This window comes from Labrenzia sp. CP4 (genome assembly GCF_001579905.1).
Classification (GTDB): domain Bacteria; phylum Pseudomonadota; class Alphaproteobacteria; order Rhizobiales; family Stappiaceae; genus Roseibium; species Roseibium algicola.
This window is the reverse complement of the sequence record NZ_CP011927.1, coordinates 920446-944088: the sequence shown is the minus strand read 5'-3', so window position 1 is coordinate 944088 and position 23643 is coordinate 920446. Positions and strand designations below refer to the sequence as shown.

The following is a 23643-nucleotide window of genomic DNA, read 5'->3' as shown; positions in this document are numbered from 1 at the left end:
GCTGCACTGCGCCCAGTTTAGCCGTCCAGCTTCAGGCGTGCCAGCAAAACAATGGATGCATAACCGTCGGGAACCATCCCACGTGAGCGCTGGTAGGCTCGGATACCCTTTCGGGTAGCAGGTCCGATCCTGCCGTCCGCCGTACCGACAGAAAATCCACGCTGGTTCAAAAGCGCCTGCAATTCCGCGGTTTCAGAGCGATTGAGCGGAAGGTGCTCACGCGACCAGTCGCCCTCGATCGGTCCGCCGCCAATGATCCGGTCGGCAAGATGGCCGACGGCAAGCGCATAGGCAGTCGCGTTGTTGTAACGCTTGATCACGTAGAAGTTCTTCAGCATCAGGAACGCCGGTCCGCTTGCTCCGGCAGGCAGAACCAGGATGGCGTTGTCGGACGGCCGCGGAAAATCCTTGCCGTTTGACCGGCGAATTCCGTATCGCCCCCATTCGCCTAGCGTCAGCGTCTTTTCGCCGTCGGCCATGTGATAGTCGAAGCCGCTGGGCAAGGCTACCTCGTATCCCCAGGTCTTGCCTGTCTGCCAGCCGTGCTTTTGCAGATAGGCAGCGGTTGAGGCGAGTGCATCGGGTATGGACGTCCAGATATCCCGGCGGCCGTCACCGTCATAGTCGGCGGCATAGGCCTTCCAGCTAGAGGGCATGAACTGGGTGTGCCCCATGGCGCCGGCCCAGGAACCTTCCATGTCCTGGAAACGCACATGACCTGCCTGGACGATCGCCAGCGCGGTAACAAGTTCCTTTTCCCAGAAGCTCTTCCGGCGCGGCGCCGCATAGGCCAGCGTCGCCAGTGCCTGGATTACGTTATGACGCCCCATGAAGCCGCCATAGTTGGTTTCCATGCCCCAGATCGCCAGGACAGCTTCACGATCGACGCCGTAGCGGTTTTCGATGACCGCAAGAACCTGACTGTACTCCTTCAGCATCTCGCGGCCTTTTTCGACCCGCGTGTCTGAAACGGCACTATCGAGATAATCCCAGATCGGTTTCACGAACTCGGATTGCTTGCTCATCAGGCGCAAGGTGTCATCGTCCGGCTGCATGCCGGTGAAGACCGCGTTGTAGGTCTGGGAAGAAATGCCGGCTGCCTTGGCCGTCGGCCAGAAGCCGGAAACGAACTGGCTGAACCCCTGATCGGCCTGTGCCGGCACCGAAACGGCCAGCAAAGTGCCCGTCGCCGCGGCAGTCAAAAGCAGCCGGCGCCCGAGGGTTCTCAGTCTTCCTGAAAAGGGCAATATGGTTTTCACGTTCGCAGTCAGCTGCGCAAGGTTCCGCATCAGGGCCTCCTCGATGCCCAGGTCCGTAAGTTTCTGCCCCCGCCCCATGAATGATGTTGATTTGGTTACCGTGACGTTAATGCCGCAATCTAAACCCGGCTTCAACAGCGTTTTCGGAATAGTCGTTCCCCTGCTGGGAACTGTCGAAACGACGATGGGTATAATCCGCCGTCACCGCAATGTTCTTCGTCACAGCGAAGGTCAGACCACCAAACCCTGTCAGGGTACGCTCTTCGATCGAAACACCTTCATAGGTCCGGTAACTGTAACCGACACCGGTCTCGCCCACTAGACGATCACTGAAGGCATGAGCGAGGCGCAGGTCGCCGGAGTAGATGATCGAACCGCTGGCACCGTCGATATCGGTCGCCTCGAAGGAGGTACCAAGACCAGCGGTAACCGTCGTCAGGCGGCTTGGTGACCAGACCAGGGAGGCGTCGGCAATCAGTCCTGACAGGTTTTCTAGCCTCTCATCTTCAATGTCCTCGATCCGCCACCCCGCACCGAGTTCCCCGGTCAGTTTGGGGCCGGATGCGATGGTGACACCACCCATGACCTGATAGCCATTGGCATTTCGTTTTTCGCACAAGGCGTCGCTACAGGTATCGTCATAGCGCCGCAGAAGCAGCGCCCCCTCGACGAACGGTGAAAACACGCTGCCGGTATTGCCGTCCAGCCGCAGGCTGGCGGAGTAGAGCGTGTTGTTGCGTCCGGATTCCGAGCCGCTTTCCGACGTATAGAAATTCCGGTCGACGCCGAGCGAAGCTGTTGCGGCAACGATGCCGACTGCGCGCGTACCACTGAGGCTTCCCGAAAGTTCGTGATCGTAGTCGGTCCCGGAAGCCGATTCTGCGCTGCCGTCGTCCTCCTGGCTGAGCGTGTAGGATATACTGGTCGTGACCTGTGTCGCTTCGCTGATATCGAGCCGCAGGTTTGCCGCCGCAAAGACGTTCGCCTCGTTGTCGTCGGTATCACCGGGATATCCGGTGAAGGAACCTCGCAGCGACGTGTCCAGCTGATGGCGTGACCAGTTCGAGGTCAGCGAAACATCGGGAGAAATCCGGTAGAACTTGCCAGAGGTTCCGTCTGCCGCCTGTGACCGGTTATCAGTCCAACCTGTCGACACGGTCAGTTGGGGCGTTAGCGTGAAGGACCCGAGCCTGATCCCCTGTGCCGCATCGAAGGTCGTATCTCCGCCAAAAACGCTGTCGTCGATACCGCTGTCCGATAGAGGAACCGCCCTGTCGACAGCTGCAATCCTGTCGGCAAATGGCCTGACAGGAGTGGCTCTGCCATTGGTTCCAAGGCCGCTCGATCCGGTTTCCGCAGTTGCCGAATTCAGTGTCGAACGAAGGGAAAAGACATTTGCCTGCGTAGGATTGCGGTCTGCCGCCTGGGCTGCCTGATCGGAAGGGTCTGCTGATTCTTGCGCCCCGCCTGGGTCGTCCGATCCACGCAAATCGTCAAGCGTCGTTTGTGCAGCCGCGGAAACGGCCTGCAAAACGGCAAGAAAAGTGATCAGAGGCAGAAAGCTGCGCATGAATTCCGGGACCAGTCGACGTGGAATGTCCGGTCCAACCTGACGAATGATGGTTAATCCTTCGTTTCTTTTTCGCAATTTGGAAGGTTACACAAAGTTACATAAAGTCACCTGATCTAATGCATTTAATAGATCACGGGTTCTTGATCCCCGTCGGCGACTGGCATAGAGCTAGGCGATCCTAAATAAAAAAAGAATTATGTTCATGACCACAGTTCTGCGCGACCCGGTTTCCGAAGAAAATACTGACATGACGTCCCTGTGCCTCGTCTCCGCAGAGCGGACCCTGGAAACTGAAATTGCCGGCCTGAGTGCCGTTCGCGCAGCGCTGAAGAACGGACTTGCCATCCCGTTCCAGAAGACCTTCGATCTCATTCAAAAGAGCAAGGGACGCGTTGTCATCACCGGCATCGGCAAGAGTGGTCATATCGGCACCAAGATCGCAGCAAGCCTTGCGTCAACGGGAACGCCGTCTTTCTTCGTTCATGCCAGTGAAGCCAGTCACGGCGACCTGGGCATGATCACCGAAGACGACGTCGTGATCGCCCTGTCCTGGTCGGGTGAAACCCAGGAACTTGCAGGCATCGTCAGCTACACCCGTCGCTTCAAGGTGCCCTTGATCGCGATCACCTCGCGCAAGGACAGCACCCTCGGCCGTGCAGCTGATATCGTCATGAACCTGCCTGCTGTCACCGAGGCCTGCCCGCATGGCCTCGCCCCGACAACCTCCGCCCTCATTCAGCTGGCCGTCGGTGATGCACTCGCTGTGGCTCTTCTGGAAGGACGTGGGTTTACCGCGCAGGACTTCCGTGTGTTCCATCCGGGCGGCCGCCTGGGCGCCAGCCTGAAAACGGCCAAGGACATCATGCACACTGGCGAACGCATGCCGCTTGTGTCCGCAAACACCTCGATGAGCGAAGGCATCGTCCTGATGACCCAGCGCGGCTTCGGTGTGCTGGGTGTCGTCGACGAACTGAAACAGTTGATCGGCATCATCACCGACGGTGACTTGCGCCGCCATGTTTCGTCAAATCTCCTGGCAAAATCCGCCGGTGAAATCATGACGCGTGCTCCTAAGACCGTTTCTCCGGACACATTGTCGGCTTCAATTCTTGAATTGGCCAACAGCCTGTCGATCACCTCCGTGTTCGTGATCGAGGACGGTCGCCCCGTCGGTATTGTCCATCTGCACGATCTTCTTCGCATCGGCGCAGCCTGATCTTTCACCGAAGCAGGCAATATTGCCTCACGGGGTCGAAAAAGTTTCTTTTCCGACCCGCAAGTGGCGCGTCATTAGGATTTGATTAGCCATAAGCCTCTTACACTGCCCCAAAGTTTCATCGGCTTGACGCCGCAGACCTTGGTGTGTGTACAGAATGGATCTGGCGACATTAATCGGCATTGTGGGTGCCTTTGGCATCGTGACGACCGCTATTTTTCTTGGTGGCAGTTTCGGTCAGTTTATTGACGTGCCGTCGGTCCTCATCGTGGTCGGCGGCGGTCTCGCCGCCACGCTGATCCGCTTCCAGCTTACCGACATCGCCACTGCTTTCGTTACGGGCTTCAAGGTTGCGCTTGCGGGCAAGAACGCAAGCCCTCGCGACCTGATTACCGAAATCAGCAACCTGGGTGAAATCGTCCGCAAGTCCGGCCCGCTTGGCCTGGAGAACGTGGACGTCTCCGATCCGGTCCTTGCCAAGGGTGTGCAATATATTGCAGACGGCTATGAGCTGGAATTCATCAAGGAATCGATGGAACGCGAGCGCGACCTGCAGCTTTCCCGGCTCGCGGAAGGCAAGCGCGTTTTCAAGGCACTTGGCGATTCCGCTCCCGCCTTCGGCATGATCGGGACTCTGGTCGGCCTGGTGCAGATGCTTGCCAACATGGACGACCCTGCGGCAATCGGGCCTTCCATGGCCGTCGCCCTTCTGACGACCCTGTACGGCGCGTTGATCTCCAACATCCTTTGTCTGCCTCTGGTGGACAAGCTGGATGCGAAATTCGACGTCGACGATCTCAACCAGACGCTGATCATCGACGGTGTTTGCCAGATCCGCGAATCCAAGAGCCCGGCCTTGATCAAGGAAATGCTGATTGCATACCTGCCGGACAAATTGCGCGCCGAACTGGCGGACGCGGCCTAGAGCAGGAAGCGTTCAGATGAACCCGGGCAGATTGTTCGCCAACCCTGGAAGCGATTGGTAAGGGCTCAATCGCAATCGATCGTACCAAGTCTGATCCGGAACTGACAAAAGAGCGACCACAGCGCGATGGCAAAGAAACAGAAACCTCAAGGCGGCGGCGGCGCACCGGACTGGCTGGTGACCTTTGCCGATCTGATGTCCCTGCTCGTCTGCTTCTTCGTTCTGATCATTTCCTTTTCCATTCAGGACAAGGAAAAGCTTCAGGTGGTCGCCGGGTCCATGCGCGAAGCCTTCGGTGTGAAAGACACGTCCCGCAAGACCGGTATCATCGAGGTCGAGGGCATTCCGATCCGCGACTACATGAAGGATATCAGCCAGGTCGAACAGGAAATGGATTCCGACTTCTCCCAGGTGCGCCATGAACAGCGGCGCAAACAGGGCCCGGAAGCCAACACGCACGACACGCTGGAAGCCGATATCGAAAAACCGCGGCAATTTGCGACGGCTGCCGCCTCGCTGCGCCAGGCCTGGCAGGAGATGCCGGAAATCACCGAGATTTCCAGCAACATCATTCTTGAAGAATCCGAGGACGGACTGAACATCATGCTCGTCGATCAGGACGGGCGCTCAATGTTCCGGGAAGGCTCGAAGTATCCTTACGAGACCACCCGCCGCCTGATCGCCAAGATGGCACCTGTGCTGTCGCAGATGCCAAATCGCATCGAGATTACAGGCCACACGACTGCCGGCCGTCAGTCCATCGATCCAAGCTATACCGGCTGGGAGCTGTCCAGCGAACGCGCCAATGTCGCCCGGCAGATCCTGTCCGAATACGGCGTGCCGGACAATCAGTTCTACTCAGTGGTTGGCAAGGCCGACACCGAACCATTGTTCCCCAACGACCCCTACCTGGCGGCAAACCGCAGGATCGGCATTCTGCTCAAGGCTGAAGAACCGCCGCTGCCGGCCGGCCACAAACTTTAGTCCGGTACGGCAACAGCCCCCTGCAAAGGAAACGCGTACGATGCCGGTGAGATCTAGCTCACCCGCGAGACCACCAGCCGCGCCCCGTCAATTGCCTCGACACGAACTTTCGTGCCAGCCGGCATGTCCGGTCCGGTAATGCGCCAGATCGTGTCATCGATGGACAGGTTTCCGGCACCCTCGTTCAAGGGCGCAGCAAGGGTGAATTCCCGGCCGACGTAACGGCTGCCGCGCTGGTTTAAGCCCGGATCGCCCTTTTCCGACGCAAGCTTCTGCATCAGCCGACGTCCTATCAGCAGGCTGACGAGCGACAGCACGAGGAACAGCCCAACATCCACCTGCCAGGCGAAATCGAACAACAAAGCCACGACACCGACGACAAGCGCCGACAGGCCAAACCAGAGAAAAATCGTGCCAGGCGCCAGGATCTCGAGTCCCAGCAGCAGAAGCCCCAGAACGAACCAGCTCCAGGGCCCGAGGGCCGCGATCGTGCTTTCAATCAGGCTCACCGGTTCTCGTCTCCCTGATCACTGCTTGTATTGGGAATGCGCGCGGACGACCGCTTGGAAGAGCCGTCTTCACCGAACGCTTCCTTGGCGATGGCGCCTATGCCACTCAAGGCCCCCAGCAGCGAGGTCGCTTCCATCGGGAGGATGAGCGTCTTCTGATTGCGCGAGGTTGCCAGTTCCTTGAACGCTTCGACATATTTGTTGGCAACGAAATAGTTGATGGCCTGAACGTCACCGGAGGCGATAGCCGCACTGACGAGCTGCGTTGCCTTGGCTTCCGCTTCCGCCTCGCGTTCGCGGGCTTCCGCATCGCGGAACGCCGATTCGCGGCGGCCTTCCGCTTCCAGGATAAGCGACTGTTTCTGACCTTCCGCTTTCAGGATTTCCGACTGGCGCTTGCCCTCGGCCTCAAGGATATAGGCACGCTTCTCGCGTTCCGCCTTCATCTGGCGGGCCATGGCATCCACCAGATCGCGCGGCGGATTGATGTCCTTTATCTCTATACGGGTGATCTTGATGCCCCATGGCTCTGCAGCCGCATCAACGACGCGCAGGATCTGGGCATTGATTTCATCACGGTTGGACAGAAGGTTGTCGAGATCCATCGACCCCATCACCGAGCGGATGTTGGTCATGGTCAGGTTCAATATGGCGTTCTGAAGACCAAGCACTTCGTAGGCAGCACGGGCAGCATCGAGCACCTGGTAGAAGGTCACGCCGTCTGCGCTCACCGTCGCATTGTCGCGGGTGATCACTTCCTGCGTCGGAACGTCCAGCACCTGCTCCATCATGTTGAGCTTGTGGCCGATCCTGTCGATGAACGGGATGATGAAGTTCAGACCCGGCGTTAGCGTCTTCCGGTACTTGCCAAAACGTTCGACCGTATAATTGTAGCCTTGCGGCACCGTCTTTACGCCGGCGAAAAAGACCAGAATGACCAGCACGACAAGGCCGATCAGGAAAATGTCAAATCCCGCGATTGGCATATACGTCTCCCGTAATTTTCTAAAATAGCACCGTCACTATGCGCCGAATACCAGAGCGTTTCCAGCGTATTCGCGGCGTTGAGCCTATACGGACACACGTCCGCTAGCCCTGTTCGCACAAACACTTAAGGCGCTCGTGAAACAGTGCCGTGACTTATGGGCAGTATCGCGAAATTTTACGAGTATTTTCCACCGGCAAGGTTAAACGCCTGTGGATTTGCGGCTGGTCAGATCCAGCCGCCAAGTTCCCGCCGTACGATATGGGACAGCACGTCCATGCCAAGATCGCTGTCGTTCAGACAGGGGATATGGCTGAAATTCTCGCCGCCGCTCTCTTCGAAGATCTCCCCGGCCTCGCCGGCAATTTCCTCAAGCGTCTCGAGACAGTCTGCAACGAAACCCGGGTTCATCACCGCAACGTTTTTCACGCCGTCCTTGGCCAGCTGTTCGACGGTCTTGTCCGTGTAGGGCTGCAACCATTCTTCCGGACCGAACCGGGACTGGAAGGTCACGCGCAGTTTCTCGGCGTCCCAGCCCAGGACCTCTCGCATGAGACGGGTCGTCTTCATGCAGTGGCAATGATAGGGGTCGCCGCGTTTGAAATAGGATTGCGGAATGCCGTGGTACGAGGTCAGCACCACGTCCGGCTTGAAATCGAGACTGTCCAGATGCCGCTCAACTGATTTTGCGAGGGCAGTCACATAGACCGGGTCGTCGTGATAGGGCGGCACGGTCCGGATCGCCGGTTGCCAGCGCATCTTCAACAGCGTCTTGCAGACAACGTCATTGACGGTCGCCGTGGTGGTTGCCGAATACTGCGGATAAAGCGGGAAGATCAGGATCCGGTCGCAGCCCTCGTCCTTGAGCGCCTTCAACCTGTCCGGGATCGACGGCTGACCATAGCGCATCGCCCAGTCGATCTTCAGCTTGCCGTCCGCATCGCCCAGCATCTCGGACAGTTTGTCCGACTGGCTGCGCGTGATCGTGCGCAGAGGCGACTCGTCCTTTTCCTTGTTCCAGATCTCCTCGTAGGCCTTGCCGGACTTTCCCGGCCGGGTCATCAACACGATGCCGTAAAGGATCGGATACCAAATTGCCCGGGGCCACTCGATAACGCGCTTGTCGGACAGGAATTCGCGCAGATACCGGCGCATCGGCCAATAGTCCGTGCCGTCCGGTGTGCCCAGATTGACCAGAAGCACGCCCACCTTGCCGCTCTTGACCGAAGGATGGTCCTTCGGCAGGTCGAGTTTTCTGAATGCGGCTTCCTGGTCGGCTGCGATCGGCGCGGTCGGTTGAACGGTCATCTGCGGGATTGGTCCTAAAACGATCTGTCTGTCTGACGCCATACATAGGCCAAGCACATGCCGAGGCCAATGCGGCATTTGTCATACGCAGATTTGAGCAGGCAGATCACCGAATTTCAGGCGGAAGTGCAACAACAAAAGACCTCAACCTGAGGAGAGCCGCCAGCTTCGTCCCGTCGGATGGGCAACCTGCTCCGGAGTATGCAGCCCATTCTTCGAAATAGCGGTTGCGCGCTTCTTCAGGATGAGACTGAAACTGGCATTAACTCCGGAGGCATGCCTGCGCGTTGCTTCGAGCCTCAGCCGTACTCCCGTTCATCCGCAATCACCTTGCCGTCATTCGGCAAACCACCCGGAGCAACGGTCAGGACGTCCCCTTTCAGATGGGTCACTTCACGCAGTGTTTCAGCAACCCGTTCCGGCAAGCCGTTGCCGGAGGCGTCGGTTTCCACGGTCAGTGTCATGGCATCGGCCTCGCCAATGCGGCTGACGGCAAGGCGGGCCTTGCTGATTTCGGGATGCGCGGCAACGATCTGCGCGATCTGCGCCGGGTCGACGAACATGCCTTTGACCTTGGTGCGCTGATCTGCCCGTCCCATCCAGCCGGCAAGTCGCATGTTGGTGCGTCCGCAGGGCGACTGTCCGGGAATGATCTTGGACAGATCGCCGGTTGCGAAGCGGATCAGCGGATAAAGGCTGTTGAAGTTGGTGACCACCAGTTCGCCGACCTCACCATCTGCCACCGGCTCGCCCGTGCCCGGGCGCACGATCTCCACGATGTAGTCCTCGTTGACGACCATGCCCTCCCTTGCCTCGCTTTCATAGGCGATGACGCCGAGGTCCGCTGTCGCGTAGCACTGTCCGACACGAATTCCGCCTGCCTCGTATTCCTCGCGCAGGGATGGAAACAGCGCACCGCCCGAGACCAGGGCCTTCTTGATGGAGGAGACATCCCGGCCCTGGTCCCGGCCACGATCGAGGAGGATCTTCAGATAGTCCGGCGTGCCGACGAAACCGGACGGTTTGAGCACCTCGATCGCTTCGACCTGACTGTCCGTATTGCCAACGCCGGCGGGAAACACCGTGCATCCAAGTGCAATGGCACCTTGATCCAGAATGAAGCCGCCCGGTGTCAGGTGATAGGAAAACGCATTGAGAACCACATCGCCCTTGCGGAAACCGGCTGCGAACAGGCTTCGCGCACCGTTCCAGGGATCGAGCCCGGGCGCCTGCGGTTCCCAGATAGGTCCTGGCGACATGAAAACCCTTGCAGCACCGGAAAGCTCACCTGCCAGAAATCCGCCGAAGGGCGGCTGTGCCCGCTGCTTTTCCAGAAGGTCAGACTTGCGCAGGACCGGCAGTCCCGCAAGCGCTGCCCGGTCGGTAACGCCAGCAATATCGCATCCGTCCAGATGTGCGGCCCACCCGGAGGATTTGCCTGTCGCATGGACAAGAAGATCCGGCAATCGGGCAAAAAGATCCCGTTCGCGCTGAGCGGCGTCTTGCCGCTCGCGCGCGTCAAACTGAATGTCGCTCATGGTCGTCTCCGCCTGTTTCGGCCCTGTGTCTGAAACCCCGTCAGGCCAGCCAGCGCTTCCTTCGCTTATAATGTTTGACATTCCGGAACGACCGACGGCCCTCGCCGCCAACGCCCAGATAGAATTCCTTGACGTCCTCGTTCTCGCGCAACGCCTTGGCGTCGCCGTCGAGCACAATGCGGCCGGATTCCAGAATGTAGCCGTAGGTCGCGTATTTCAGCGCCACGTTGGTGTTCTGTTCGGCAAGCAGGAAGGACACGCCTTCCTTTTGGTTGAGCTGGCGGACGATCTCGAAGATTTCCTCCACAAGCTGAGGCGCCAGCCCCATGCTCGGCTCATCCAGCAGGATCATCTTCGGCCGGCTCATCAGGGCACGGCCGATAGCGCACATCTGCTGTTCGCCGCCGGAGGTGTAGCCCGCCTGACTGCCACGCCGCTCGCGCAGACGCGGAAAATAATTGTAGACCATTTCCAGGTCCGCCTTCACGGCGCTGTACCCGTCCTTGCGGGTGTAGGCGCCCGTGAGCAGGTTTTCCTCGATGGACAGGTGACCGAAACAATGCCGGCCTTCCATCACCTGGATGCATCCCCGGCGAACCAGATCGTTTGGCGACAGCGCCTGGACTTCTTCGCCATCAAAAAGGATCTTGCCCTTTGTCACTTCGCCACGTTCGGCACCAAGCAGGTTCGAAATCGCTTTCAGCGTGGTCGTCTTGCCCGCTCCATTCGCGCCGAGCAGCGCCACGATCCCGCCTTTGGGAATCGTCAGCGACACGCCCTTCAGCACCAGGATCACGTGGTCATAAATGACCTCGATATTGTTGACCGACAGGATTGTCCCGGCAGCATCCCGAGCGCCCTGCGAACCAGGCTGTTCTACATCCAGCAATGCCATTCCCTCTTCTCCCTGGTTGCTCCGCCGCACGTTTATGCAGCGCGGCGGAGCGGACTGCCTATCAGTTCGGGCAGGGTTCGGTGCGCGCCGGCCACGGCGCATTCTTTTCTGCGTATTCCGCAGCGGCTGCTTCCAGCAGCGGACGGACCACATCGGTCATCGGCTCGATCCAGTCAGAAGCCTGACGCCACTTCTTGCCGTCCCACTCCTGGATGAACACCGGATGGCTGCCGGCATGGTCATCGCAGGTCACTTTCATCGGATGGGCGAAGCCTTTCAGGCCGAGCTCGGCCAGACGAGCCTCGTCCAGGTTGAGAGCCTCGAGACCAAGACGCATGTCTTCGCCTGTGATGACCGTCTTGCCGGTCAGTTGCTGGGCGCTGCGAATGCCTTCCGCGATGATGACAGAGTTCAGGACGCCGCGGTTATAGAGCGTGCTGCCGATCGTCTCCGCATCGGTGGAGGACTTGCCTGTATCGATGACGTGTTTCTTGATGTCATCGAGAGCCGGGAAGTCGGCGCCGACACCGGAGAAGTTCAGTGCCTTGTAGCCCTTGGCACCTTCACCGCCGGCGGCAGCATCGTCGTCACCTGCGGACCACCACACACCGATGAACTTGTCCATCGGGAAGCGGATCTTGACGGCTTCCTTGACGGCGGTCGGGTTCATCGCACCCCACCCCCACATGATCATGTAGTCCGGACGGTCGCGGCGTACGTTGAGCCACTGTGAGGACTGGTTCTGCATTTCCGCACCCGGAACCGGGTACTGCAGCAGTTCGAAGCCGTATTTTTCGGCCAGCTGCTCCAAAAGCGGCAGGGGCTCGCGACCGTAACCGGCGTCAAGGAAGATGTAACCGATCTTCTTGCCCTTGAGGTTCTCAAGACCGCCTTCCTGCTCACCGATGTACTTGATGACCACGGAAGCGCCGTCCCAATAGGTGTCCGGCACGTTGAAGATCCACGGGAACGTGGAACCGACAGCGGCAGCCGACAGGCCGTAGCCCATCGAAAGAACCGGGATCTTGTCGACACCGGCCTTGGGGATCAGCTGAAGCGTGATACCGGTGGAATAGGGGTTGTAGACCAGCGCGCCCTTGCCCTTGGTGGCTTCGTAGCACTCGACGCCTTTCTGGGCGTTGTAACCGGTTTCACACTCTTCCAGCGCCAGCTTGACGCCGCCGATGCCGCCATCGCGCTCGTTCAGCATCTGCAGGTAGTCATGCATGCCGTTGGCGATATGGATGCCGGAGCCGGCGTAAGGCCCGGTCCGGTAAGTCAGGAGCGGCACATAGTTGGTATCTTGTGCCTGGACCGCGGTCGTCATGGCGCCGGAGAGACCGACCCCGAGCGCAACAGCGGTTCCCAGCGCAAATTGCTTAATGCTTTTCATATTCTCCTCCCACGCGGCATCGAAATGAATACCGCCGGACCGGTTGCGCCATTCCTCACCGGATCGGTCCATGTCCGGATGGCGGGCGAAAAGGCTGGCAGCCCCTAGTAAGGGAACGGCCAGACCCTGAGCTTCTGCTTCGCGATCTGCCAGAGCCGCGCAAAGCCGTGCGGTTCGACGATCAGGAAGAAAATGATGAGAGCGCCAACGATCATGAAGGTCGCGTGCTCCACGGTCTCCGCGGCCAGGTCGATGCCGAGGAGGCCGGGTACGAATTTCAGAACAACAGGCAGGATCCAGATGAAGGCGGCTCCCATGAAGGCTCCGCCGAGGCTGCCCAGGCCGCCCAGGATCACCATGAACAGTACCTGGAAGGACAACCGGATGGAGTAGGACGACGGCTCGGCGGCATTCAGCCAGAAGAACACCATCATCGCACCGGCCACGCCGCAGATGTAGGACGACACGGCAAAGGCCATCAGCTTGGTCTGCAGCGGGCGAACGCCTATGAGTTCAGCCGCAATGTCCATGTCGCGGATCATCATCCAGGATCTGCCGATCCGGCCGCGCAGGACGTTCGCCATCAGGAAGGCGATCAGCACCGTGATACCGAGAACGATGAAGTAGCGTGCCAGCGGCGTTGCTTCCGCCCCCGTGGCGATGATGCCGAAAACTTCGCGGCGCGGCACTTCGATCGCGCCGGAGGCGTTGTAGTTGTAGAGCCATGGAATACGGATGAAGCACCATTCCAGGAAGAACTGCGCGGCGAGCGTTGTCACCGCCAGGTAAAGCCCCTTGATGCGCAGGCTCGGCAGTCCGAAGACCGCACCGATGGCAGCCGAGAACACGCCGGATACCAGAACCATCACGATGACATTGGCATCGGGAAAGATCGACGTCAGCTTGTAGGCGGCATAGGCACCGACCCCCATGAACGCACCGGTTCCCAGGGACAACTGTCCGCAGAACCCGGTCAGGATGTTCAGCCCGATCGCCGCCAGCGAAAACACCAGGAACGGGATCATGATGGAGGTCAGGAAGAAGTCGTTTGCAAGGGCCGGAATGACTGCAAACGCCGTGATGAGAATGACGGCCAGGCCGACGCGGTCCTGGAGGATCGGGAACAGCGCCTGATCCGCCTTGTAGCTCGTCTTGAATTGGCCAGCTTCGCGATAAAACATGGGTCAGATATCCCTAGATCCGCTCGATGATACGTTCGCCGAAGAGGCCTTGTGGCCGGAACAGAAGGAAGATCAGGGCGATGATATAGGCGAGCCAGGATTCAATACCGCCCCCCACAAGACCACCCCAGTACAGTTCGCCGATCTTCTCGCCGAAGCCGATGATCAGGCCGCCGACAATGGCACCCGGGATCGACGTGAAGCCGCCGAGGATCAGCACCGGCAACGCCTTGAACGCTACGATTTCCAGCGCGAAGGACACGTCGGACCGCGCCCCCCACATGATGCCGGTCGCCAGGGCCACGAGGCCCGCCGCGAACCAGACGATCGCCCAGATCTGGTTGAGAGAGATACCGACGGAAAGGGCAGCCTGGTGGTCGTCAGCAACGGCCCGCAAGGCCCGGCCGATCCGCGTCTTGTTGAAGAAGATGCCGAGCGCCGTCACCATCACCACCGCGATCACGGCTGCGGCAATATCGATATGCTGCAGGATCACGAGACCCCGGTCACCGAATTCGAACGCGGTCGAGCCGGTTGGAAGCCCCAGTTGCTCGGTAATCATCTGCTTGGGCTCGCCGCCGAAGACGAATTCACCGAAGCCAACGAGGAAATACGTCAGGCCGATAGTCGCCATCAGAAGGATGATTTCCGGCTGGTTGACCAGGGGTCTCATGACCACCCGTTCCACTCCGTATGCCAGAACCCCCATCACGCCGATGGTCAGGATCAGTGCCAGATAGGCAGGCACACCGTTTTCGTTGAGGCCCACCAGCGTCAGGCCGGCGAACACCACCATGATGCCCTGGGCGAAGTTGAACACGCCGGAGGCCTTGAAGATCAGCACGAAACCCAGCGCGATCAGCGCATACAGAATTCCGGCAACGAAACCTTCCCACAGGACCTGCAGGAAGAAATCCGGCATCTGGTACATCTGTACGAAGGGATCGATAAAAATGTCGTAGAGCATGGTTCGTCCCTCCTAGTGGCTCACACCGAGATAAGCGTCGATAACGGCCTGGCTGGCCTGCACTTCCTCCGGTGGCCCGTCGGCGATCTTCTTGCCGTAGTCGAGCACGACCACCCGGTCGGAGAGATCCATGACGACACCCATGTCATGTTCGATCAGGGCGATCGTCGTGCCGAATTCCTGATTCACGTCGATGATGAACCGGCTCATGTCTTCTTTTTCTTCAAGGTTCATACCGGCCATCGGCTCATCGAGCAGCAACAGGTCCGGCTCCATCGCCAGCGCGCGGCCAAGCTCGACTCGCTTTTGCAGCCCGTAGGGCAAGCGCCCGACAGGTGTCTTGCGGATTGCCTGAATTTCAAGGAAATCGATGATGTCCTCGACCTTGCGCCGATGTTCGATTTCCTCGCGCTCCGCGGGGCCGCGCCACAGAAGTTGCCAGAAGAAGTTCTTGTGCATCTTCAGGGTTCTGCCGGACATGATGTTGTCCAGCGTTGTCATGCCCTTGAAAAGCGCCACGTTCTGGAAGGTCCGGGCAATCCCCTGGCTGGCAGCCTCGTAAGGCTTCATCTTGCGGCGCACCTGGCCCTGCCAGGTGATCGTGCCTTCCTGCGGATGATAAAATCCGTTGATGACGTTGAGCATCGACGTCTTGCCGGCCCCGTTCGGACCGATGATCGCGCGGATCTCGCCCTTCTGGATGTCGAACGAAATGTCGGTGATCGCCTTCACGCCGCCGAAGGACAGCGACACGTTATCGACCCGCAGCAGCACCTCGCGCTCTGCCGGTTCCTGCGCACCATTCGGCGACAGTGTCTTGTCGGAAACGATCGCGTTCATTCGGCGGCCTCCTGTACGCCCGCTCCGGCGTCATGGGTGGACATGTCGCGGATCTCGACGGTGGCTTCGATTGCGCCCTTGCGGCCATCTTCAAAGGTTACTTCCGTACGCACATGCTTGGAGGTGGATCCGTCGTAAAGCGCGTCGATGAGTGGACCATAGCGTTCGGCGATGAAGCTCCGGCGAACCTTCTGCGTGCGGGTGAGCTCGCCGTCATCCGCGTCCAGCTCCTTGTGCAGGATCAGGAACCGCTTGATCTGCGCACCCGCCATCATCGGTTCGCGGGCAAGGTCCCGGTTCACCTGATCGACATGGCTTTCGATCATGCCGTAGACATCTGGATGCGCGGCAAGTTCCTGGTAGGAGGCATAGTTGACGTTGTTGCGTTCCGCCCAGGAGCCGACCGCGGTCAGATCGATGTTGATGAAAACCCCCACCATGTCCTTCTCGTGACCGAAGGCGACCGCCTCCTTGATGTTCGGGAAGAACTTCAGCTTGTTCTCGATGTATTTCGGCGCGAACAGTGCCCCGTCATTGAGCTTGCCCACATCCTTGGCGCGGTCGATGATCTTCAGGTGGCCGTTCTCGGCAATGATGCCGGCATCACCCGTATGCACCCAGCCGTCCGGCGTCTTGGTGCTGGCGGTAGCCTCGTCATTCTTGAAATAGCCGACGAAGACACCCGGCGAGCGGTACATCACTTCACCGCTGTCGGCGATCTTGAGCTCGACATCGGGAGCAGGTTTGCCGACCGTATCGCCGTAGATCTCGCCATCCGGCTGCAGCGTTATGTAGACGCTGGCTTCGGTCTGGCCGTAGAGCTGCTTGAGGTTGAGGCCGAGCGAGCGGAAGAAGCGGAAGATCTCTGGCCCGATGGCTTCACCGGCCGTGTAGCCGACTTTCATTCGGGTGAGACCCATGCGGTTCTTGAGAGGTCCGTAGACGCAGAACTCGCCGAGGGCGTAAAGCATCCGGTCCTTCAGGCCGACCGTTTCGCCATTCAGGATCTTCTCGCCCACGTTGCGGGCGACTTCCATGAAATAGTCGAAGATTGCACGCTTGGTTTTCCCCGCATCTTCCATGCGCACCATGATGCGGGTCAGCATGTTCTCGAAAACGCGCGGCGGTGCGAAGAAATAGGTCGGCGCGATTTCAAGCCGGTCCACGTCGATCGTGTCCATGCTTTCCGGACAGTTGACGCAATAGGCCGCCGTGAAAGCCTGCGCCAGGGAGAACACGTGGTCGCCGATCCAGGCCATCGGCAGGTAGGCGAGCACTTCTTCGGTCTCGTCCAGATGATCGAACTTGTTGCCGTTGCGCGCCGAAATGACCAGATTGTCGAAGGACAGCATCACGCCCTTCGGTCTCCCGGTGGTGCCGGAGGTGTACAGCATCACCGCAATGTCAGAGCCCTTGGCGTCGCGGAATCCGGCTTCCCACTCGGCTGCCAGGGACGGCGTTGCCGCTAGCAGCTCGCGTCCCTTTTCCTGTACCGAGGAATAGCCATGCAGGTGGGTATGATCGTAGTCGCGCAGGCCGCGCACTTCATCATAGATGATCTCGGTGAGCGACTTTACCTCGTCCGCCATCGACAGGAGCTTGTCGACCTGCTCCTGATCCTCGACCACCGCGAAGGTGACTTCGGCATGGCCGAGCACGAAGGCCATTTCCTCGGCGACACTGTCCGAATAGACGGGCACCGGAACGGCCCCGAGTGCCTGGGCGGCAACCATCGCCCAGTAGAGCCTTGGACGGTTCGCACCGACGATGGCGATCTTGTCTCCAGCCTTCAGGCCCAGAGATTTCAATCCGATGGAGAATGCGCGGATTTCTTCACACACCTCGGACCAGGTCCAGCTTTGCCAGATCCCGAAATCCTTTTCCCGGAACGCCGTCCGGTCTCCGAAGACTTGCGCGTTGCGCATGAGAATCTTCGGAAAGGTGTCCTCCCCGCGCGATGTAGCGCTGGCCGACCCTACCATAGATGTTTCTTCCCTTTAGAAGGCGCCCCGGTTTTCCAGGGTCGTTTCCTGTGGGGCTATGAAACGCCGTGCCGACCGAACCTTCAACCGGTAAATTGTTAAAGGCGAAGAAGGACGCTGTCCCAACCCGTTGAAAATCAGGCTAGGACGGCGGATTTTCAGCAATATGTTTCAATCGTGTCGAATTGTTTCATTTGCGTTGCATGTGCGAATGGCTGATGCCTAGACCAGCTCAACTGCACTCTTGCGAACCACCAGCCAGGGCTCCAGTTGAACGCTGCCGTTGTCCGGCTTTGCACCACCCAGCAGGTTGAGCAACAGTTTCGCAGCCTGCTCGCCAACTGCCCGGCGAGGCTGGTGGATTGTTGTCAGTGGCGGCACGAAATGGCCGGCAATGTCGATGTCGTCAAACCCCACAACCGAAACATCTTGCGGCACACGGATGCCGGCTTCGCTCAGGAATGAAATGAAGCCGAAGGCGGACCGGTCGCTGGCACAAAAGACGGCGGTCGGACGGTTCGGCAGGTCCAGCCATGCCTTTGCGGCCCTGACGCCGGCTTCCAGCGTGTAGTCCCCCTCGAAGATCCAGGCACTGGCCGGATCGAGACCCGCACCGCCCAACGTGGCCCGGAATCCGTCGAGCCGGTCCCGTCCCGGCTTGTGCGACAGGAGGCCCGTTACGTGGCCGATATTCGAGTGCTTCAGTTCGAGGAGGTGCGACACTGCCAGATCCGCCCCCATCAGATTGTCGACAACGGCAATTGGCACCGCCGGATCGTCGCTCCATTCGCCGGCCAGCACGATGGGCGGGGACTTGGGATTGGAAGATCTGATTCGGGAAATCGAGAAATGCCCGTCCAGGATAACGATCCCGTCGCAATTGTTCTTGCTGAAATAGTCACTCAGGCTCGAATGCGACATGGACGGCTTGCGCGTGTCGGCAATCAGCACTTTCAGCTGTCTTTCCGCGCAGACCGTTTCAATGCCCTGGAGAATGTTCGAAAAGTGGGAATTGCCGATGTCCGGAACGAGCGCAACGATCGTTCCCGTGTCCCGGCGGCGAAGATTGCGCGCGGCATGATTGAGGACGTAGCCGGTCTTTTCGACCGCTTCCGACACGCGGCGCCGGGTTTCCGCGGATACCCTGTCGGGTGTCGTCAACACGCGGCTGACAGTTGCCGTCGACACATTGGCAGCGCGGGCGACGTCCTGAACCGTCGGATTTTTCTTTTTGTATTCAGACTTTGGCATTCCGCGAATGTTAGCCGAGAACATTCTGGCGTCGCACGTCTTTTCAATTGGAGAGGCAAAGAATTTTCAGTCGCACCGGCTCGGTGTTGCCGCGGAAACCACAGCACAGCAGACACGGCGCTTTTCCTCTTGGCGACTGCGGGTGCCCTAAAACGGGGGAGGCCCGGCAGTTTGGAGTCTGCCGGGCCGATTGACTGACTGGAGGTCATTTTTAGTCAGTCAGAGTCTAACCGTAAGATTAGAAGGTGCGCTGCATACGAACACCGAAGAGGAGTTCGTCCTGGTCACCCTGGGTGTCGATGTCGGTGTTTGCATAACCAACGTCTGCACCCATGACGAAGCCGGAGACCGGCTCCCACTGAACCGAACCGTCGATTGCGTAACGGGTTACGTCGTTCAGGCCAGTTGCGGCATCGATGTCGGCATAGGAACCGTCAAGCGCGAGGCCGATCGTGGAAGTTGCCTGGATGTAGGCACCAGCAGACAGCGAGTAACCGGTGGAGGTGTCGTCGCCGTTGTAGTCGGCTACGCCGTCATACGTGGTGATGTAGGACAGTGCGCCATCAGCGTAGAAGCCCTGGAAGAAGATGTTCGAACCGGAGTTGAGCATCGGCAGGTTGATGGCAGCACCACCACCGACTGCCCAACCCAGGGAGTCTTCACCACCATTGTTGGTGCGGTTGGCAGCTGCATCCGGGTAAACCTGGTGCAGAGCACCGGACAGCTGTGCAGAACCCCAGCCCTGGGAAACGCCGAGAGCGGCAACGAAGTCCGGAGCACGGGTCCCGCCGTAATCACCATATTCACGATCGGAACGGTCTTCCAGAGCGATGGTCGCGGAGAAGCCGTTGCCGAAAGCAGCGGTGTAGGCAATCTGGTTGGACGTTACGTCGGACCAGTCACGATCCACGACACCGACAAAGGCCTGACCGGTGAAGATGTCGAAGTTCGAGGTCAGACGACCAGCTGTCAGACCGCCCCACTGGATGTAGGCGTTTTCCAGCGTGGTGCTGTTTTCGCCGTTGGTCACGGTGGAGTAGATGGACACGTAGGTGCGCAGGGTACCGAATTCGGTAGCCGTGCGAGCGTCCAGGTACAGGTAGCCGCGAGACAGCCAGGAGTAGCCGTCGGAATCACGGTCACTGAAGGCACCGTCTTCCAGAACGTTGTTGACGACAACCTGGGTACGAACACGGCCGCCAACGCGGAGGCAGGTTTCTGTGCCCGGGATGTAGTAGAAGCGCGCGCCGTATGCGTCACAAACGCGAACATAGTCGACCGGCTCCGGAGCGACCGGAAGGTCAGCCGCCTGGGCGGTGGTTGCAGCAGCAGCTGCGGCCGCGCCGAGCATCAAACTCTTGAGTTTCATTACATTACTCCAGTTTCAAATTCAGTCGGAAGGCTGAAGGAACGGATTCGAATACTTTAACGCGACCCCTTCAAACTAACCTTTAGACTACCAACAACAAGCGTTTACTTGCACCCCGTTGGCCGTCTCCGCATCAAAAAGCCAGTTCCGACGCCGGAATTCAAGCCAGAATTTTTCTCTGGCGCACATTGGCATTTGGAGTCATATTTTTGCAACACATTGATAATCCAACATTTTTTACAATTTTTCACTTTTTCATTTTTGCCCTTGAACTCCCGAAACCGCATCCCCATATCCCCCGCCCTTGCACTACTTTAAATACTTTGTGTTTATTTATGCTGTTTTTCTTACATTTGCTTTTGCTGCAGATGCGAATTTCATGACTACACTGTTCAGTTTACAGTTTTGAAAAGCAAGTTTTTCTATAGAGAAGAAATAGCATTTTCGATTTTGTCTATTTTTCCTGCAGATTTCAGCGGTTTTTGGAACAACCAGAATTTTTAGTCCAGTATTTCTTGAGAACTACAGTTGAGATTGCGCCAATGGAAAACTCTCCGGTTTCCCAAATCGGCGAAATTTCCTCATACATTTTTTTATTTGATAAAAACGTGATCGCTACTTGAAAAGCGAAGTCGTAAAACAAATCTATTTGGCACGGTTTGCCTGCGCGCCCGGCACCGCCCCGCCCACGGCCCTCTCCAGTCCCCAATTTCGGAAAAGGAACTCCCATGGCTGAACCAGAAGAAGGCGAGAGCTTCGATTCGCCGAACCTGATGGCGCTCACCGCGGGAATTGTTTCCAACTACGTGACGAACAACCCGGTCCCGCAGCAGGATCTGATCGAGTTGATTCTGGATGTCCACGTTGCCCTGGAAACCGCGACCAACAACACCCCGACCGTATTCAGGGCTCCCCTCGTGCCGGCTGTGCCAATAAAGCACTCGGTCACTCCGGAGTTCATCGTCTGTCTCGAGGACGGCAAGAAATTCAAGTTTCTGACACGCCACCTGAAGACGAAGTTCAACCTGACCCCCGCCGAGTATCGTCGCAAATGGGGCCTGAGTGCGGATTACCCGATGGTTGCACCGAACTACGCGCAAAAACGGGCCGAGATGGCCAAGGCCGCAAAACTGGGGCATCGGAAACGCTAACCCGGTTTTGAAGACCGGCAGCGCAGTGCTATATTCCAGGTATGGACTTCAGGCAGATGAAACTCAGCCCGCAGGCGCGCAAGGCGATCATGAGAAATGATCCCTCGGCGCAAATGAAGGCTATGGTCGAACTTGCACCGGGCAAGACCCCGGACGATCTGACTTTGCGTACCACCAGCGCGGGCGCCCCTGAATTGTTGTCCTGGAGCCCTCAAAGCCACCTGATGACGTTGCTCGTCACCGCAGAAAACCTCAACTCGCTCGCTGAGGATACCGCTGTCACCTATATCCAGGTCGGCGGTGCGATGCGGCGCTAACGACGCCGCATCCTGTTTTTCACATCAGAAGGCTCAAATCACCGCATCGGTGCGTCCGGGCTGATCGGGATCGCGCAGCAGCCGCAGAGCACGCGCCGCGTTCACCCGGCCAAAGCCCCAGGCAACATCGAACCCCGGTATGCCGTCCGGATTATCCGATGTCGCCATCAGGATGTTTGCGATCTGGGGCGCCGACAAGGAACGCGCTTCCTGAAACAGCAAGGCAACGATACCGGCAACATGCGGGGCAGCCATGCTGGTGCCGGATTTCAGCACACGCATCGGGTGGACCCCGCCGTTGCCGTTGTTCCGCCCGCCTTGCGCGCAGGACGCAACAATATTTGTTCCAGGCGCGGCAACCTCTGGCTTGTTCCGATTGTCGCGTGTGGGCCCGCGGCTGGAGGAAGCCGCCGGCGAAAGTGAATAGTGGCTGTAATTGGCAACCGCAATTGCCCTGCGTGTTGTTGCCGGAGTGCCGAGCGTGCGGACAGGGTCGAAATCGCCGCCCTGGAAGAAAGACTGATCGGCATAATTGTTGTCCCGATCACGCAGATCACGCTCGATCCAGGCGTCGAACCGGCCGTTTTCTCCTTCCAGTGCCTCCAGTTTCAAGGTCCAGACACCGGACCTCAGCATCCCGAGCCCGAATGGTGCTTCCAGTTGCATGTAGATCCGCGCTTGTCCGTTCAAGCTCGAAAAGCGCTCCGAATCGATAAAGACCTCGTCCTGAAGCAGGGATTTACCAGGGGTCACCGGTCCGTACTGTGTTCCATCCGGTGCTGTCAGTGTCACCGCAAACCTGTCGACACTCGAATACCAGATCTCCAGCTCGCTCGACGTCCTGTCCGTTCCGGTCTGGGTGATGGTTCCATCGGGCAAAGGCATGCCACCACCCGTTTTCCAGCGCAGTTCCCGGCTTTCGCCCGTCTTGATGTTTCCGGCGGCATGCCCATGCCAGACATGTTCATTTCCCGCCGCGCTCACGAACGCCCGCCCCAGAGGCTCCAGCAGACGGTCGATCGCCCTTTCGACAAGGCTCTCCCCATCGTGGCTACCGCCATTCTGCCCGAGGCTCATGTTGATGACACAGGGCATGTCGAGCGCATCCGCCTTGTTCATGATGTAGGCAACTGCATCGACCACGTGGCTGGAATCGGTAAATGTGCCGGACCCGTCGCGCGTATCCGGCTGAACAAAAATCAGCGTGGCTTCGGGCGCTGCTCCAAGATGCGCTCCTTCTGCGAAGTCGGAATCGTGCGATCTGCCGTTGCCTGCCGCGATTCCCGCAACATGTGTGCCGTGCGAAGCCGGATCCGGCCTGTGCCGGACAACACTGAACGGATCAGACGCATTCAGCGCCTGGTCAATCTGGTCGGCCCCATACTCCACGCCATAGGCGAAATCGTCCGGCGCGCTCTCGCCCGGACGGGCGTCGAGGCGCTGGTCCCAGAGAAACGCCAGCCTTGTGGTGCCGTCCGCCTTGCGGAAATCGTCGAGCGTGAAATCCATTCCGTAATCGATGATGCCCACCAGAACACCGGCCCCTGTGCGGCCCGGGACGCCGGTACTGCCCTGATGGACCGTGTTCGCCCTGGTTTCGGCAAGGGAGGTTTCGAGCATCGGAAACCAGCGCCGTCCGGCTTCGACAGTCTCCACCGACGGATGCGCATGCAGCTCCACCAGCCTGTTCATCGGAAGCGAGACGGAATAGATTTTCCCGGCCACATGTACCCAATGAAAGTCAGCAAAGGCCGCGGGCGGTTGATCCGCCTGCAGTTCGACCAGAACGCGCCGGACCTCCCCAAGCGGCGGCGACCCGGCAGAAGTGCTCTCCAGGGACGCGGGAGCGGACGGAAAGGTGTCGAGGGCGGTTTCGTCGTCAAATGATTTCAGTTCTGCCTCGGCCGCATACCGGCGCAGCCTCGGATCAAGTTTCTTTAATTGCATGGATCCCTCCATCGCAGGAAAAACAAAGTCAAAAATACTTGGCCAGCATATCA

At 58.8% G+C, this 23643-nt stretch carries 20 protein-coding genes; 5 read left to right on the top strand and 15 right to left on the bottom strand.

The window, feature by feature from the left end; translation table 11 throughout:
* Positions 1-17: 17 nt before the first annotated feature.
* Together ACP90_RS04440 and ACP90_RS04435 are read right to left on the bottom strand one after the other, a co-directional pair.
* Positions 18-1289: a lytic murein transglycosylase gene (locus ACP90_RS04440; protein WP_051990118.1), complete on the bottom strand. Its 1272-nt coding sequence runs from the start codon at positions 1287-1289 to the stop codon at positions 18-20.
* A gap of 76 nt (positions 1290-1365) precedes the next feature.
* Positions 1366-2829, bottom strand: coding sequence for an outer membrane beta-barrel protein (locus ACP90_RS04435; protein WP_055661168.1), 1464 nt, complete (start codon positions 2827-2829; stop codon positions 1366-1368).
* Positions 2830-3034: 205 nt separating this feature from the next.
* Between ACP90_RS04435 and ACP90_RS04430 the strand changes: the two genes are divergently transcribed.
* The 3 genes from ACP90_RS04430 to ACP90_RS04420 all read left to right on the top strand — a co-directional run bounded on the left by ACP90_RS04430 (position 3035) and on the right by ACP90_RS04420 (position 5957).
* Entirely contained in the window at positions 3035-4048 is a 1014-nt protein-coding gene (locus ACP90_RS04430; protein ID WP_023003569.1) for a KpsF/GutQ family sugar-phosphate isomerase, read from the top strand.
* A gap of 157 nt (positions 4049-4205) precedes the next feature.
* Positions 4206-4973 (top strand): MotA/TolQ/ExbB proton channel family protein, encoded by a 768-nt coding sequence (locus ACP90_RS04425; RefSeq protein WP_023003571.1) that lies wholly within the window; start codon positions 4206-4208, stop codon positions 4971-4973.
* Positions 4974-5099: 126 nt separating this feature from the next.
* Positions 5100-5957, top strand: a complete 858-nt coding sequence (locus tag ACP90_RS04420; protein ID WP_023003573.1) for a flagellar motor protein MotB — start codon at positions 5100-5102, stop codon at positions 5955-5957.
* Positions 5958-6010: 53 nt separating this feature from the next.
* Here ACP90_RS04420 and ACP90_RS04415 read toward each other — a convergent pair whose 3' ends face one another.
* From ACP90_RS04415 to ACP90_RS04360, 12 genes are all read right to left on the bottom strand, one after another.
* On the bottom strand, positions 6011-6466 hold the full coding sequence (locus tag ACP90_RS04415) for an NfeD family protein (RefSeq protein ID WP_077291733.1): 456 nt from the start codon (positions 6464-6466) through the stop codon (positions 6011-6013).
* Positions 6463-7452, bottom strand: a complete 990-nt coding sequence (locus tag ACP90_RS04410; RefSeq protein WP_023003577.1) for an SPFH domain-containing protein — start codon at positions 7450-7452, stop codon at positions 6463-6465. Before ACP90_RS04410 ends, ACP90_RS04415 begins: the two co-directional genes overlap by 4 nt.
* 227 nt (positions 7453-7679) lie before the next feature.
* On the bottom strand, positions 7680-8759 hold the full coding sequence (gene hemH, locus ACP90_RS04405) for a ferrochelatase (protein WP_023003580.1): 1080 nt from the start codon (positions 8757-8759) through the stop codon (positions 7680-7682).
* A 299-nt stretch (positions 8760-9058) separates the two neighbouring features.
* A complete protein-coding gene (locus ACP90_RS04400) occupies positions 9059-10297 on the bottom strand; it encodes an AMP-binding protein (RefSeq protein ID WP_023003582.1) in 1239 nt (412 codons plus the stop codon).
* A gap of 40 nt (positions 10298-10337) precedes the next feature.
* Positions 10338-11192 carry an ABC transporter ATP-binding protein gene (locus tag ACP90_RS04395; protein ID WP_023003584.1) on the bottom strand — a complete coding sequence of 285 codons (855 nt, stop codon included), beginning with the start codon at positions 11190-11192 and terminating at the stop codon, positions 10338-10340.
* A gap of 61 nt (positions 11193-11253) precedes the next feature.
* Positions 11254-12585, bottom strand: coding sequence for an ABC transporter substrate-binding protein (locus ACP90_RS04390; RefSeq protein ID WP_031270547.1), 1332 nt, complete (start codon positions 12583-12585; stop codon positions 11254-11256).
* A 104-nt stretch (positions 12586-12689) separates the two neighbouring features.
* Positions 12690-13766, bottom strand: coding sequence for a branched-chain amino acid ABC transporter permease (locus ACP90_RS04385; protein WP_023003588.1), 1077 nt, complete (start codon positions 13764-13766; stop codon positions 12690-12692).
* Between the two features lie 13 nt (positions 13767-13779).
* Entirely contained in the window at positions 13780-14733 is a 954-nt protein-coding gene (locus ACP90_RS04380) for a branched-chain amino acid ABC transporter permease (protein WP_023003590.1), read from the bottom strand.
* Between the two features lie 12 nt (positions 14734-14745).
* Positions 14746-15573, bottom strand: a complete 828-nt coding sequence (locus tag ACP90_RS04375) for an ABC transporter ATP-binding protein (protein WP_023003592.1) — start codon at positions 15571-15573, stop codon at positions 14746-14748.
* Positions 15570-17555 (bottom strand): AMP-binding protein, encoded by a 1986-nt coding sequence (locus ACP90_RS04370; RefSeq protein ID WP_062486989.1) that lies wholly within the window; start codon positions 17553-17555, stop codon positions 15570-15572. The genes ACP90_RS04375 and ACP90_RS04370 overlap by 4 nt, the downstream gene beginning before the upstream one ends.
* A gap of 222 nt (positions 17556-17777) precedes the next feature.
* Complete coding sequence (locus tag ACP90_RS04365) at positions 17778-18806, bottom strand: LacI family DNA-binding transcriptional regulator (protein WP_023003596.1); 1029 nt, start codon at positions 18804-18806, stop codon at positions 17778-17780.
* Positions 18807-19044: 238 nt separating this feature from the next.
* Positions 19045-20175: a porin gene (locus ACP90_RS04360; RefSeq protein WP_023003600.1), complete on the bottom strand. Its 1131-nt coding sequence runs from the start codon at positions 20173-20175 to the stop codon at positions 19045-19047.
* A gap of 728 nt (positions 20176-20903) precedes the next feature.
* On the opposite strand from ACP90_RS04360, the gene ACP90_RS04355 reads away from it, so the two are divergent.
* Together ACP90_RS04355 and ACP90_RS04350 are read left to right on the top strand one after the other, a co-directional pair.
* The gene (locus tag ACP90_RS04355; RefSeq protein WP_023003602.1) at positions 20904-21326 is read left to right on the top strand and encodes a MucR family transcriptional regulator; all 423 of its coding nucleotides are present in this window, start codon (positions 20904-20906) and stop codon (positions 21324-21326) included.
* Between the two features lie 56 nt (positions 21327-21382).
* Positions 21383-21643, top strand: coding sequence for a hypothetical protein (locus ACP90_RS04350; protein ID WP_139314245.1), 261 nt, complete (start codon positions 21383-21385; stop codon positions 21641-21643).
* Between the two features lie 33 nt (positions 21644-21676).
* Here the strand turns inward: ACP90_RS04350 and ACP90_RS04345 are convergent, their stop codons facing one another.
* Positions 21677-23590: a S8 family peptidase gene (locus ACP90_RS04345; protein ID WP_208993453.1), complete on the bottom strand. Its 1914-nt coding sequence runs from the start codon at positions 23588-23590 to the stop codon at positions 21677-21679.
* Positions 23591-23643: the final 53 nt, after the last annotated feature.